Here is a 13967-nt window from a genome sequence, read left to right as displayed (position 1 = left end):
ACGTAGTCGTTCCCGGGGGTAATTCCAAGAGGTTTTTTTACGTTCCAATGGGACTTTATCGCGGCATCTTTCGCCCCGAAACCGCCCTCGGGATGCCTCCCAGATCGCGTTTCGGCGGCCCTGCAGGGAATAATCCGGCGGCCGTCATCAGGGCTTCAATATCCGTGGCTTGGCCCTGGCCGGCCTCCACAACCAGCACGGCGCGGGGCGCAAGCAGACCCACGGATTGCCGGATCAGGGCGCGGTAGGCATCGAGTCCGTCGGACCCGCCATCGAGCGCGGCGAGGGGATCGTGATCGCGGACCTCGACGGCGAGACCGGCGATGTCGGCGGAAGGGATATAGGGCGGGTTCGACACGATCAGGTCGAAGGCGCCGTCGAGCGCGGATGCATAATCGCAGGTGATGAAGGTTGCGCGATCGGCAAGCCCAAGCTGCGCAGCGTTCGCGCGCGCGGTCGCCAGCGCCTCGGTCGAGATATCGGTGCCGAAGCCATGCGCGTTCGGCAGTTCCGACAACAGCGCCAGCAGGATCGCGCCCGTGCCCGTGCCGAGATCGGCGATGCGCAAGTTGTTGTCGGTGACGCCATCGGAGCGCAGGAGCTCCAGCGCGCGTTCGACAATGGTCTCCGTGTCAGGCCGTGGCACGAGCGTGGCGGCAGACAGCTTGAGTGGCAGGCCCCAAAATTCCTTGGTGCCGATGATGCGCGCGACGGGCTCGCCGGTGAGACGGCGCTGCGCGAAGGCCTCGAGACGTTCGGATTCATCGGCCGCAATCGTGCGGTTCGCTGCCGTGATCAATCCGGTGAGATCGAGGCCGAGTGCGGCGCCGACCAGCAATCGTGCGTCGAGCTCCGCGGAGTCGTTGCCGGCACCCTTGAAGCGCGCCGCCAGCGCGCGCCGCGCGGCATCGACGGTTTGGCTCACGCCGCCGCACCTTGCGCGGCGAGCTGCGCGGCCTGGTGCTCGGTGGTCAGCGCATCGATCAACTCGTGCAGCGATTCGCCCGACACCACCTGCGGCAGTTTATAGAGCGTCAAGTTGATGCGGTGGTCGGTGACGCGCCCCTGCGGGAAATTGTAGGTGCGGATGCGCTCGGACCGGTCGCCGGAGCCGACCTTCTCCTTGCGGTCGGCGGAGCGCGCCGCCTCGACGCGCTGGCGCTCGGCATCGTAGATGCGCGAGCGCAGGATGTTCATCGCCGAGGCGCGATTCTTGTGCTGCGAGCGGCTGTCCTGCATCATGACAACGATGCCGGTCGGGATGTGGGTGATGCGAATCGCCGATTCCGTCTTGTTGACGTGCTGACCGCCGGCGCCGCCCGCGCGCATCGTCTCGATGCGCAGGTCGTCGTTCTTGATGTCGACGTCGACGTCCTCGACCTCGGGCAGCACGGCGACCGTCGCCGCCGACGTGTGGATGCGCCCTTGCGTCTCCGTGTCGGGCACGCGCTGCACGCGATGCACGCCGGATTCAAACTTCAGCTTCGCGAACGCGCCGCGGCCCTGCACCTCGGCGATGATTTCCTTGTAACCGCCGACAGTACCTTCGCTTGCCGAGATCACCTCGACCTTCCAGCCCTGTAAAGCCGCAAAACGCTCATACATCCGGAACAGATCGCCGGCGAACAGCGAGGCCTCGTCGCCGCCGGTGCCGGCGCGGATTTCCAGCATCACGTTGCGGTCGTCCATCGCATCCTTGGGCAGCAGCGCGACGCGGATCTTCTGCTCGAGCTCGCCGATCTTCGCCTGCAGCGTCTCGAGCTCGGCTTCCGCCATGCTGCGCATCTCCGCATCCGTGCCGGCATCCGCCAGCAGCGTCTCGGTGTCGGCCAGCTCGGTGCGGGCGCTGCGATAATCCTTCACCGCGTCGATCAGCGGATTGAGCTCGGCGAGCTCGCGCGTGATCGCGACGTAACGGTCGGAATTGACCTGGCCCAGCAGCTCGGCCTCGAGCGAAGCGTGGTGAGCGAGGAGGATGTCGAGTTTGGCTTCGGGGAGCATGGCAGAATCTCAAATTGCGCAAAACAGGGAAGGCGGCAGGCGACGGCAGCGTCGCTACAAGGCCAGCCCTTCAGCTTCGGCAAATTTCGTCAGCTTCTCGCGGATCGAGGCACTGCCGACTGGTGCATCCAGCAGTGGATTGAGCATCGCCTCGGCCTTCTTGGCGTCGAGATCGAGGATCATCGCCTTCACCGGGCCATGCGCGGTCGCCGACAGCGACAGCGAGCGATAGCCGAGCGCGATCAGCGCCAGCGCGCCGAGCGGCTTTGAGGCCATCTCGCCGCACAGCGACGCCGTCTTCTTCGCCGCCTGCGCCTTGCGCACGATGTCGCGCAGCGCGCGCAGGATCGGCGCCGCCATGGTGTCGAAACGCTCGGAGACCTTGGCATTGCCGCGATCGACCGCGTACAGGAACTGGAACAGGTCGTTGGAGCCGACCGACACGAAGTCGACCTTCTTCAGGAGCTCGTCGAGCTGGTAGAGCAGCGCGGGCACTTCGACCATGGTGCCGACGTCGATCCGCTCGGGCAGCGAATGGCCGTGCTGGCGCAGATAAGTGAGCTCGCGCTCGACGATCGCCTTGGCCTGGTCGAACTCGGACACTTCCGAGATCATCGGGAACATGATCTTGAGCGAGCGTCCGCCGCCGGCGCGCAGCAGCGCGCGGATCTGGCCGCGCAGCAGGCCGGGTCGGTCGAGACCGAGCCGGATCGCGCGCCAGCCCAGCGCCGGATTCTCCTCGATCACGGTCTCCATATAGGGCAACGCCTTGTCGCCGCCGATATCGAGGGTGCGGAAGGTGACGGGCTTTTCGCCGGCGGCATCGAGCACGGTGCGGTAGAGCGCGAGCTGGTCGCTCGAGCGCGGCAGGCTCGGGCTCACCATGAACTGCAGCTCGGTGCGGAATAGGCCGATGCCGGCGCTGCCGGTGTCCTCGATATGCGGCAGGTCGATGGTCAGGCCGGCGTTGATCAGAAGCTCGATCTTCTGCCCATCCTTGGTGACGCAGGGCTTGTCGCGCAGCGCCGAATATTGCGCCTGCCGCCGGGCGCGGAACCGCACCCGCTCGGCATAGGCGGCTTCGATCTCGGCGGAGGGACGGACATAGATCTCGCCGGAGGTGCCGTCGATGATGATGGCGTCGCCGGGATCGGCGATGCCCGGCGCGTTCGGGACTTCGCCGACCGCGGGAATGCCGAGCGCGCGCGCCACGATCGAGACGTGGGAGTTGGCGGTGCCTTCCTCCAGCACCAGGCCGCGCAGCCGCTTGCGGTCGTAATCCAGCAACGCCGCGGGACCCATCGCGCGCGCGATCAGGATGGCATTCTCGGGCAATTGCTCCCGCGACGGCGCATGATCCTGGCCGACCAGTTGCCGCATCAGGCGATGGCCGAGGTCCTCGAGATCATGCAGGCGGTCGCGCAAATAGGGATCGGTCGAGCGCAGCATGCGCGCGCGGGTGTCGGACTGCACGCGCTCGACGGCGGCCTCCGCGGTGAGGCCGGTGCCGACGGCCTCATGCAGCTTGTGCGACCAGCCGTGGTCGTTGGCGAACATGCGATAGGCTTCCAGCACCTCGCGGTGCTCGCCGCCCTCGGCGACGTCGCCGCGCTCCAGCATGCGGTCGAGGTCGGAGCGCAACTTGGCCAGCGCCGCATCGAGCTTCTTGATTTCCTTCGGCAGGTCCTCGGCGATGTAATTGGTGATGACGACGCGCGGCTCGTGCAGCACGACATGGCCGAGCGCGATGCCTTCGGAGAGCACCGCGCCGGATTTGTGCAGCGAGTGTCGCGCGGCAGGTTCCGCGCCGGGCTGGGCGAGGGCTGCGAGCTCGCCGGAGGCGATCATCTCCGCCAGCACCATGGCGGTGGTCTGCAGCGCCTCGACCTCTTCCTCGACGTAAGTGCGCTTGGCGCGGTTCTGCACCACCAGCACGCCGAGCGTATTGCCGGCACGCAGGATCGGCACGCCGAGGAAGGAGTGGTAGATTTCTTCGCCGGTTTCCGGCCGGTAGGAGAAGGCCGGGTGGCTCTGCGCGTCCGACAGGTTCAGCGGCGTCGCTTCGCTGGCGACGAGGCCGACCAGGCCCTCATGGGCGCTGAGCACTGTTCTATGGACGGCGTCGCGGTTCAGGCCTTCGGTGGCGTACAATTCGAGCGTGTTGTCGACGCGCAGCACATAGGTCGAGCAGACCTCAGCCACCATGTTGGCCGCGATCAGCACCACGATCTTGTCGAGCCGTTCCTGCGCGGAGACTTGCTCCGCCATGGTTTCGCGGAGCCGTCTCAACAGGACGCGGGGGCCTCCCGACGCGCTCCGAATAGCCACTTGTCCCTCCTCGCACCGCCGGGCCACCCGCTCGGCGGGTGCTGGCGCCAAATCCAACCAATCCAACAATTTTAATCATTCGGCGTCGCCGCAAGCGCCCGGTCCCGCCGAATCGGGATCGCCTCAACTGTTGCACAGTTTGCGACAGCCCACCTGACTGGCCGTATAGCCAATCGAGGCTCGCTTTGCCAAGCAAAACGCCTGCCAGTAGCAATAACGTCTATGTCAGGCCAATGCTGCGCCCGCTAAGAGAAATTCCAACTACCAGACGGTGTCGCGGCGCCTCTCTTCCTTCTCCCCCTGTGGGAGAAGGTGTCGCGGACACAGCCCGCGACGGATGAGGGGTATGTCTCGGCTTGTGAGGGCTTTAAGCGGGCTAGGCCTGATCCAGCCCATATAGCGTGTGCAGGGTGCGCACGGCGAGCTCGGTATAGGCCGCGTCGATCAGCACCGAGAACTTGATCTCGGACGTCGTGATGGCGCGGATGTTGATGTTCCGCTCCGAGAGCGCCTTGAACGCCTTGGCGGCGACGCCGGCATGGCTGCGCATGCCGCTGCCGATCACCGAGACCTTGGCGACGTCGGTCGCGGTGTCGAGCCGCGCATAGCCGATCCTGGCCTTGGCAGAGGTGATGGTCTCCTTGGCGCGGTTGTAGTCGGTCGCCGGCACGGTGAAGGTGAGGTCGGTGGTCTTGCCGTCCTCGGAGACGTTCTGCACGATCATGTCGACGTTGATATTGGCGTCCGCGAGCGGCCCGAAGATCGCCGCGGCCACGCCGGGCTTGTCCTCGACCTGACGCACGGAAATCTGGGCCTCGTCCTTCGAGAAGGCGATCCCGGTGACGACGTGCATTTCCATGATTTCCTCCTCGCTGCAGATCAGCGTGCCCGGCGGCGTGCCGTGCGGGTCGATATCCTCGGGCTTGTCGAAGCTGGAACGGACGAAGATAGGCATGTTGTGCACGGTGCCGAGTTCCACCGAGCGGACCTGCAGCACCTTGGCGCCGAGCGAGGCCAATTCCAGCATGTCCTCGAAGGCGATCTTGTCGAGCCGGCGTGCCTTCGGCACCACCCGCGGGTCGGTGGTGTAGACGCCGTCGACGTCGGTGTAGATGTCGCAACGGTCGGCGCGCAGCGCTGCCGCGACCGCCACCGCCGACGTGTCCGAGCCGCCGCGGCCGAGCGTGGTGATGCGGTTGGTCGCCGGATTGACGCCCTGGAAGCCGGCGATCACGGCGACCTCCTTGCGTTCCTTGAAGCGGGTGATGATCTCGGTGCCGTCGATGTCCTCGATGCGCGCCGAGGCGTGGGCGTCCGAGGTCTTGATCGGGATCTGCCAGCCCTGCCAGGAGCGGGCCTGGATGCCCATGCCCTGCAGCACGATCGCCAGCAGGCCGGAGGTGACCTGTTCGCCGGAGGCGACCACCGCGTCATATTCGCGGGCGTCGTGCATCGGCGAGGCCTCGGTGCACCAGGCGACCAGCTCGTTGGTTTTGCCGGACATGGCCGAAACCACGACGGCGACCTCATGGCCGGCGTCGACCTCGCGCTTCACATGGCGCGCGACGTTGCGGATGCGTTCGATATTTGCGACGGACGTACCGCCGAATTTCATCACGAGGCGGCCCATGACGACGCGCTGATTCCCTAAAGAGGATAAGTGTGGCGCCCGGCACCGAAATCGGCAGCGCGGGAGGCCAAACGCGCGTATACATAGCGCCGCGCCCGGGGGCAAGCCGGTTCCTGCCGGGCTTGATGCACCCGGGGGCGGGTTGCGGGCGGGCTGTGGCGCAGGGGTAACGTAAGGCGGTTTGTATGGGGCGCTATATCGACGAAATCCTGCAGCCGGGCGAAAAGGTGCTGTACTCGACCAATGCACACTGGATGTTCTATCTGCCCGCCATCGGACTCTGGATCGTGGTCCTGGCCCTGGTGATCCTGTCGCGGATGGCGACGGTCGAGGGGCTGGTGCTGCTGTGCCTGGCGGCTGCGGCGATAGCCGCGCTTGCAGCGCTCTATTTCACCGTCACGGCTTGGTTCCATCGCTTCACCACGGAAACCGACGTTACCAATATGCGGGTTGTGCACAAGACCGGCTTCATCACCCGGAAGACCTTCGAGATGAGCCTCGACAAGGTCGAAAGTGTCGACGTCGAGCAGAGCATCATGGGCCGCATCCTGAACTACGGCGACGTGACCATTTTGGGCGTCGGCGAGGGCAAGCAGAAGATCACGACCATTGCCGCGCCACTGGCGTTCCGCAATTCGATCACCGCGCGATAGGGGCGCGCGACCTATGGCTATGCAATCCACACTCTCCAATGCCTCCGCCAGCTCGGTCGATCCGGCCGAGATCGCAAAGTTCTCAAAACTGTCGGACGAATGGTGGGACCCGCGCGGCAAGATGGCGCCGCTGCACAAGATCAATCCGCTGCGGCTGACCTATATCCGCGACGCCGCCTGCCGCAAGTTCGAGCGCAACGTCAAAAGCCTGAGCTGCCTGTCGGGCCTGCGCATGCTCGATATCGGCTGCGGGGCGGGGCTGCTCTGCGAACCCTTCACGCGGCTCGGCGCCCAGGTGATCGGCATCGATCCCTCCGCCACCAACATCGCCGCGGCGAAGCTGCATGCCGACAAGGGCCATCTGTCGATCGACTACCGCTGCACCACGGTGGAGGACATGGATGTGCGCGAGCGGTTCGACATCGTGCTCGCCATGGAAGTCGTCGAGCACGTGGTCGATGTCGGCGCTTTCCTCAAGCGTTGTGCCGCGATGCTCAAGCCCGGCGGGCTGATGGTGGTCTCTACCCTGAACCGCAACTGGAAGAGCTTTGCGCTCGCGATCGTCGGCGCCGAATATGTGCTGCGCTGGCTGCCGCGCGGCACGCATGAATGGAGCAAGTTCGTCACCCCCGATGAGCTCACCCGCTACCTCGCCGACCTCAATCTCACCGTCACCGAGCAGGCCGGCGTGGTCTATAATCCGCTCGCCGACAAATGGGCGATCTCGTCCGACATGGACGTGAACTACATGGTGGTGGCGGAGGAGATGTGAGTCCCTCCCCTCATGGTGAGGAGCGCGTAGCGCGTCTCGAACCATGAGGCCCGGATGGTGGCCTCGTCCTTCGAGACGCTTGCTTCGCAAGCTCCTCAGGATGAGGGGTTAGGACCATTGTGACGCCACGCGGCTAATACGCTTCCTTCGCGTCGGCTTCCTCGCTGGTCTGTACCAGCTCGAGGCTCGCCTCGATCTTGCCGAGCAGCTTTGCCAATTCCTTGCGCTCCGATGCCGAGAGGCAGGACAGGATCTCCTGCTCCTTGCGCTGCAGGCGCGGGATCAGTTCCTCGTAGAGCGACTGGCCCTTGCGCGTCAGCTGCAGGCGGAATTCGCGGCGGTCGTCCTCGTTCTCGACGCGCTCGACGATCTGCCGCTCCATCAGCGCCGAGACCGCCCGACTAATGGTGGATTTATGGGTGCGGGTGCAGTGGGCAATGTATTGCGCGCTGCAGGCGTCGCTCCGGAAGCCGAGCGTCGCCAGCACGCGCCATTCGGGAATGTCGAGGCCGTAGCGCGCCCGGTATTCGACCGACAGTGCCGAACTCACCTCGGCCGCCAGCCGGTTGAGGCGGAACGGCATGAAGTGGAAGAGATCGAGCCGCTTTTTCCCGGGCGCCGTGTCGTCGCGCAGGGTCGCGTCGGCCGCGGCGCGTTGCCGGGCCTGGTTTGGGGGCAGGGAGGTCCTGGCCAAAAAAATCCCTCCAATTTGAGTTGACGGCGGGCCCGCAGGGGAGTTTAAAGATAGTTGCAAGTGCGACTAATTTAGCAAGTTCGCGCCGCGGTCGCAAGGCCGTCTCAGATAACCAAAGTCGAACATCGGCACTTCCAGGGAACACCAGGGTCACGCATGGCACAGGCCAAAACCCAGTTCGGCTACCGCAGGCATCCCGATCAGGACCGCTCAGGCGCCAGCGTCGCCGAGCATCCCGTCGTGATCGTCGGCGCGGGGCCGGTCGGGCTGTCGCTCGCCATCGATCTCGCCCAGCGCGGCCAGCGCGTGGTGCTGCTCGATGATGCCGACCGGATCGGCGAGGGCTCGCGCGCGATCTGCTTCTCGAAGCGTTCGCTGGAGTTCTGGGACCGGCTCGGTGTCGGGGACCGCATGGTCGACAAGGGCGTGGTGTGGAGCGTCGGCAAGATCTTTCACGGCGCTTCCCAGCTCTACCAGTTCAATCTGCTGCCGGAGGAGGGCCACAAGCGGCCGGCCTTCATCAACCTGCAGCAGTTCTATGCCGAGGCCTATCTGGTCGATCGCACCGCGCAACTGCCCGAGGTCGACCTGCGCTGGCGCAACAAGGTGACCGCGCTGGAGCAACGTAATGATCGCGTCGCGCTGACCATTGCGACGCCTGACGGCCCCTATCAGATGCATGCGAGCTTCGTCGTCGCCTGCGACGGCGCGCGCTCCTCGCTGCGGCAGATGGTCGGTGCCGAGTTTGCGGGGCAGGTGTTCGAGGATCAGTTCCTGATCGCGGACGTCAAGATGACCGCAGAATTCCCGACCGAGCGCTGGTTCTGGTTCGATCCGCCATTCCATGCCGGCCGCTCGGCCCTGCTGCACAAGCAGCCCGATGACATCTGGCGGATCGATTTGCAACTCAACCCGGATGCGGATCCCGCGGTGGAGAAGCAGCCCGCGAATGTGCGGCCGCGCATCGAGCGCATGCTCGGCCACGACAAGTTCGATTTCGAATGGATCTCGCTCTACAAATTCCAGTGCCGGCGGATGGCGAAATTCCTCCATGGCCGCGTGATCTTCGCCGGCGATTCCGCGCATCAGGTGTCGCCGTTCGGCGCGCGCGGCGCCAATTCCGGGCTCGAGGACGCCGAGAATTTGTCGTGGAAGCTCGATCGCGTGCTGCGCGGCGCTTCACCGGAGCGCCTGCTCGAGAGCTATCACATCGAGCGCAGTGCGGCGGCAGATGAGAACATCCGCGAATCGACGCGCTCGACCGATTTCATGGCGCCGGTGACGAAGCAGGAGGCGCGGCTGCGCCAGGCCGTGCTGTCGCTGGCGAAAGAGACCGAATTCGGCAAGCGCATGGTCAATGGCGGCCGGCTCTCGGTGCCGTCGGTCTATGACACGCCGCTCTCGACGGAAGATCGTGACGAGTGGCGCGGCGGCCCGCGGCCGGGCGCTTCGATGCCGGATGCACCGATGGCGGACCGCAATGGTGGTTCCACCTTCCTGACAGATGCCTTCATCAAGCAGGGAACGCGCTTCGCGCTGCTGGAGTTTGGCAATGGTGCAGCCGCCGATGTGCCCGAGGGCGTCGGCGCGATCCGCGTTGGTGGTGACGGCGGTCTCGTCGATCCGGAAGGGCTTGCTGCGAAACGTTACGACGCCGTTTCAGGCACGTCCTATTTGCTGCGGCCCGACGGCTATGTCGCTGCGCGCTTCCGCAAAGCCTCGCGCCCCGCGCTCGATGCGGCGCTGGCGCGCGCCTCCGGCTTGAACTGAGGGGATCGTCAATGGCGCTGTCGACCCGCTCGAACTTTGCAAAGCCCGACGATGCGTTCCGCGCCGTCGTCGAGGCGCATCGCGGCCTCAGTGAGGCGCAGAGCGCCGATCTCGATGCCGCGCTGGTCCTGGTGCTCGCCAACCACATCGGCGACATCGACGTGCTGCACGAGGCGATCGCATTGGCGAAGCGGCGGGTGCTGGATTCGAGCCAGCAGCAGCAACAGCAACAGCAATAGTCACCGATACGAACGGACAGGATTGAACGGATGGCAAAAGGTTTCGCCTCAACCACTGACCTCACCGAGAAGACGATCACCTTCTCCGAGATCGGCACCGATCTCTACGCCTTCACCGCCGAAGGTGATCCGAACACGGCAATCATCGTCGGTGACGACGGCTGCCTGGTGTTTGATGCGCAATCGACGCCGGCGATGGCGAACAAGGTGATCGAGCGCGTCAAAAAGGTGACGGACAAGCCGATCAAATATGTCGTGCTGTCGCATTACCACGCCGTGCGCGTGCTCGGCGCCTCCGCCTACAAGGCGCAGGGCATCGTGGCCTCGCAGGAAACCTATCGGCTGATCGAGGAGCGCGGTCAGCAGGATTGGGATTCTGAGTACGGCCGGTTTCCCCGCCTGTTCCAGGATGCCGCCAGCATTCCCGGCCTGACCTGGCCGACGCTGACCTTCGAAGGCGAGATGTCGATCTATCTCGGCAAACGCGAGGTGCGGCTGATGCAGCTCGGCGCCGGCCACACCTCGGGAGACATCGTCGCCTGGGTGCCGGATGCCGAAGTGATGTTCTCCGGCGACCTCATCGAGTATCACTCGGCGTGCTATTGCGGCGACGCGCATCTGCGCGAATGGCCGATGACGCTGAACGAGATCCGCGCCTTCAATCCGAAGGCGATCGCGCCCGGCCGCGGCGATGCGCTGCAGGGCCTTGCAACCTGTCGCGACGCCATCGCGATGACGCGCGATTTCGTCACCACGCTCTATGGTGCAGCCGAAGCGTCCGTTGCCAAGGGCCGCACGCTGAAGCAATCGATGGCGGCGACGCGTGAGGTGATGGATCCGAAATTCTCGAAGTTCGCGATCTACGAGCACTGCCTGCCGTTCAACGTCTCGCGCGCCTATGACGAGGCGTCCGGGATCGACGACCCCGTGATCTGGACCGACAAGCGCGACCAGGACATGTGGGCCGCCCTGCAAGGAGGAGGATAGTCATGAACATCAACACCTCACCCGATCAGATCGTTCGCAGCACCGGGCAAGTGACGCCAGGCTACATGTCCGGCTTCGGCAACAGTTTTGAGACCGAGGCGCTGCCCGGCGCGCTGCCGATGGGGCGCAATTCGCCGCAGCGCTGCGCCTACGGGCTCTATGCCGAGCAGCTGTCCGGCTCGCCTTTCACCGCGCCGCGCGGCACCAATGAGCGCTCCTGGCTGTATCGCATCCGCCCGTCGGTGCGGCACTCCGGCCGCTTCGCCAAGGCCGACGCCGGGCTGTGGCGCACCGCGCCGTGCCATGAGTACGACATGCCGATCGCGCAGCTGCGCTGGGATCCGGCGCCGATCCCGAAGGAGGACATGACGTTCCTGCAGGGCGTGCAGACCATGACCACGGCCGGCGATGCCAACACCCAGGCCGGCATGGCCGCACACATCTATCTCATCACCAAATCGATGGTGGACCAGCATTTCTACAATGCCGACGGCGAGATGATGTTCGTGCTGCAGCAGGGCAATCTGCGGCTCGTCACCGAGTTCGGCCGCATCGACGCCGAGCCGGGCGAGATCGTGGTGATCCCGCGCGGCGTCAAGTTCCGGGTCGAGATTCCCAATGGCCCGGCGCGCGGCTATCTCTGCGAAAACTATGGCGGCGCCTTCACGCTGCCGGAGCGCGGCCCGATCGGCGCCAACTGTCTTGCGAACTCGCGCGACTTCCTCACCCCCGTGGCCAGCTATGAGGACAAGGACACGCCGACCGAGCTCTATGTCAAATGGGGCGGCTCGCTGTTCAAGACGACGTTGCCGCACTCGCCGATCGACGTCGTCGCCTGGCACGGCAATTACGCGCCGTACAAATACGATCTGCGCACCTTCTCGCCGGTCGGCGCGATCGCCTTCGATCACCCCGATCCCTCGATCTTCACGGTGCTGACCTCGCCCTCGGAGACGGCGGGCACCGCGAATATCGACTTCGTGATCTTCCCGGAGCGCTGGATGGTGGCCGACAACACGTTCCGTCCGCCGTGGTATCACATGAACATCATGAGCGAGTTCATGGGCCTGATCTATGGCGTGTACGACGCCAAGCCGCAAGGCTTCGTGCCCGGCGGCATCTCGCTCCATAACATGATGCTGCCGCACGGCCCCGACCGCGAAGCCTTCGAGCACGCCAGCAACGGCGAGCTGAAGCCGGTGAAGCTCACGGGCACCATGGCCTTCATGTTCGAGACGCGCTTTCCGCAGCGCGTGACCGAGTACGCGGCGAAATCGTCGACCTTGCAGGACGACTACTCGGATTGCTGGAAAGGCCTGGAGAAGAAGTTCGATCCGACGAAGCCGTAGTACTTACCCTCTCCCCTTGTGGGAGAGGGTCGCTTCGCGCAGCGAAGCGGGGTGAGGGGTATGTCTCCGCGGATAGATACCCCTCATCCGTCGCGGACTGCGTCCGCGCCACCTTCTCCCACAGGGGGAGAAGGAAGAAAGGATGAAGCCAATCGTGACCACCCATCCCAACGACCCAAAGCTCCGCTCCTTCATCGACGTCGCACCGACCTCCGACTTCCCGATCCAGAACCTCCCCTACGGCGTGTTCTCGTCGAAGGATGGGCTCGCCCCGCGCGTCGGCGTCGCGATCGGCGATTACGTGCTCGATCTCTGGGAGCTCGAGCAGGATTCTCGTCTCGATGTCGGCCCGCTCGGCGTGTTCTCGCAACCCTCGCTCAACGCCTTCATGGCGCTCGGACCAAAGGTCTGGTCGACAACGCGCGCCCGGATCAGTGAGCTGTTGCGCGCCGATCATCCGGAACTGCGCGATAACCGCGAGCTTCGCGCCCGCGCGCTGGTGCCGATGGCTGAGGTGAAGCTGCACATGCCCTTCACCGTCGCCGGCTACACCGATTTCTATTCGTCGAAGGAGCACGCCACCAATGTCGGCATCATGTTCCGCGGCAAGGACAATGCACTGCAGCCGAACTGGCTGCATATGCCAATCGGCTATAACGGCCGCGCCTCGACCGTGGTCGTTTCCGGCACCAAGGTGCGCCGCCCGCGCGGCCAGCTGAAGCCGCCGACATCAGAGGTCCCAAGCTTCGGCCCCTGCAAGCGGCTCGATTTCGAGCTGGAGATGGGCGTCGTCGTTGGCCAGTCGTCGGCGATGGGCGAGACGCTGACCGTGCAGCAGGCTGAGGAGATGATCTTCGGCTTCGTCATCCTCAACGACTGGAGCGCGCGCGACATCCAGGCATGGGAATACGTGCCGCTGGGTCCGTTCCAGGCCAAGGCGTTCGGGACGTCGATCAGCCCGTGGGTGGTGACGCGCGAGGCGCTGGAGCCGTTCCGGATGCAGGGACCGGCGCAGGAGCCGGAGCCGCTGGCCTATCTAAAACAGACGCAGCCGAACAATTACGACATGCAGCTCGACGTCGCGCTGCGCGCCGGCGCGATGAATGAGGCGAAGACCATCACCAGCACCAATTTCAAATACATGTATTGGTCCTCGGTGCAGCAGCTCGCACACCACGCCTCATCCGGCTGCGCGATGAATGTCGGCGATCTCTTAGGCAGCGGCACGATCTCCGGCCCGGAGAAGCACCAGCGCGGCAGCCTGCTCGAGATCAGCTGGAACGGCACCGAGCCGGTCGAGCTCGCTGATGGCGTCAAGCGCACCTTCCTCGAAGACGGCGACAGCCTCGTGATGCGCGGCTGGTGCCAGGGCGACGGTTATCGCGTCGGCTTCGGCGAGGTCGAAGGCACGATCGTCGCGGCGGAGTAAGTTGCTTCACCTCCCCTTGAAAAGGGGAGGTCGGTTTGCGCGGAAGCGCAAACCGGGTGGGGATCAGGTCTCTCCGGAGAATTCAGTGCCCGCGGCTTGACCCCCATCCCAACCT

Annotated in this window: 12 protein-coding genes; 7 read left to right on the top strand and 5 right to left on the bottom strand. The window is 65.0% G+C overall.

All coding sequences use genetic code 11. The features are described 5' to 3' along the window. Window positions 1-55: 55 nt before the first annotated feature. The 4 genes from prmC to JQ604_RS38550 form a co-directional block, all read right to left on the bottom strand. The gene (gene prmC / locus JQ604_RS38565) at window positions 56-925 is read right to left on the bottom strand and encodes a peptide chain release factor N(5)-glutamine methyltransferase (protein WP_212365978.1); all 870 of its coding nucleotides are present in this window, start codon (window positions 923-925) and stop codon (window positions 56-58) included. Then, window positions 922-2001 (bottom strand): peptide chain release factor 1, encoded by a 1080-nt coding sequence (gene prfA, locus JQ604_RS38560; RefSeq protein ID WP_212365977.1) that lies wholly within the window; start codon window positions 1999-2001, stop codon window positions 922-924. Before prfA ends, prmC begins: the two co-directional genes overlap by 4 nt. Before the next feature lie 54 nt (window positions 2002-2055). Next, window positions 2056-4323, bottom strand: a complete 2268-nt coding sequence (ptsP, locus tag JQ604_RS38555; protein WP_212366012.1) for a phosphoenolpyruvate--protein phosphotransferase — start codon at window positions 4321-4323, stop codon at window positions 2056-2058. A 382-nt stretch (window positions 4324-4705) separates the two neighbouring features. Continuing rightward, on the bottom strand, window positions 4706-5959 hold the full coding sequence (locus JQ604_RS38550) for an aspartate kinase (protein WP_212365976.1): 1254 nt from the start codon (window positions 5957-5959) through the stop codon (window positions 4706-4708). Window positions 5960-6144: 185 nt separating this feature from the next. Between JQ604_RS38550 and JQ604_RS38545 the strand changes: the two genes are divergently transcribed. After that, entirely contained in the window at window positions 6145-6612 is a 468-nt protein-coding gene (locus JQ604_RS38545; RefSeq protein WP_212365975.1) for a PH domain-containing protein, read from the top strand. A 13-nt stretch (window positions 6613-6625) separates the two neighbouring features. Then, entirely contained in the window at window positions 6626-7384 is a 759-nt protein-coding gene (ubiG, locus tag JQ604_RS38540) for a bifunctional 2-polyprenyl-6-hydroxyphenol methylase/3-demethylubiquinol 3-O-methyltransferase UbiG (RefSeq protein WP_212365974.1), read from the top strand. 133 nt (window positions 7385-7517) lie between these two features. Here ubiG and JQ604_RS38535 read toward each other — a convergent pair whose 3' ends face one another. Beyond that, entirely contained in the window at window positions 7518-8078 is a 561-nt protein-coding gene (locus JQ604_RS38535) for a MarR family winged helix-turn-helix transcriptional regulator (RefSeq protein WP_433996331.1), read from the bottom strand. Window positions 8079-8234: 156 nt separating this feature from the next. Here JQ604_RS38535 and JQ604_RS38530 point away from each other — a divergent pair, with 156 nt between their 5' ends. The 5 genes from JQ604_RS38530 to fahA all read left to right on the top strand — a co-directional run bounded on the left by JQ604_RS38530 (window position 8235) and on the right by fahA (window position 13852). Beyond that, on the top strand, window positions 8235-9848 hold the full coding sequence (locus JQ604_RS38530) for an FAD-dependent oxidoreductase (RefSeq protein ID WP_212365973.1): 1614 nt from the start codon (window positions 8235-8237) through the stop codon (window positions 9846-9848). A gap of 11 nt (window positions 9849-9859) precedes the next feature. Then, window positions 9860-10087, top strand: a complete 228-nt coding sequence (locus tag JQ604_RS38525; RefSeq protein ID WP_212365972.1) for a DUF2783 domain-containing protein — start codon at window positions 9860-9862, stop codon at window positions 10085-10087. A 30-nt stretch (window positions 10088-10117) separates the two neighbouring features. After that, entirely contained in the window at window positions 10118-11074 is a 957-nt protein-coding gene (locus JQ604_RS38520) for an MBL fold metallo-hydrolase (protein WP_212365971.1), read from the top strand. A 2-nt stretch (window positions 11075-11076) separates the two neighbouring features. Then, on the top strand, window positions 11077-12423 hold the full coding sequence (gene hmgA / locus JQ604_RS38515; protein ID WP_212365970.1) for a homogentisate 1,2-dioxygenase: 1347 nt from the start codon (window positions 11077-11079) through the stop codon (window positions 12421-12423). Window positions 12424-12565: 142 nt separating this feature from the next. Next, complete coding sequence (gene fahA / locus JQ604_RS38510; protein ID WP_212365969.1) at window positions 12566-13852, top strand: fumarylacetoacetase; 1287 nt, start codon at window positions 12566-12568, stop codon at window positions 13850-13852. The last annotated feature ends 115 nt before the right edge of the window (window positions 13853-13967 follow it).

The organism is Bradyrhizobium jicamae (assembly GCF_018130695.1).
GTDB classification, from domain to species: domain Bacteria; phylum Pseudomonadota; class Alphaproteobacteria; order Rhizobiales; family Xanthobacteraceae; genus Bradyrhizobium; species Bradyrhizobium jicamae_B.
This window is presented reverse-complemented; position numbering and strand designations above follow the sequence as displayed.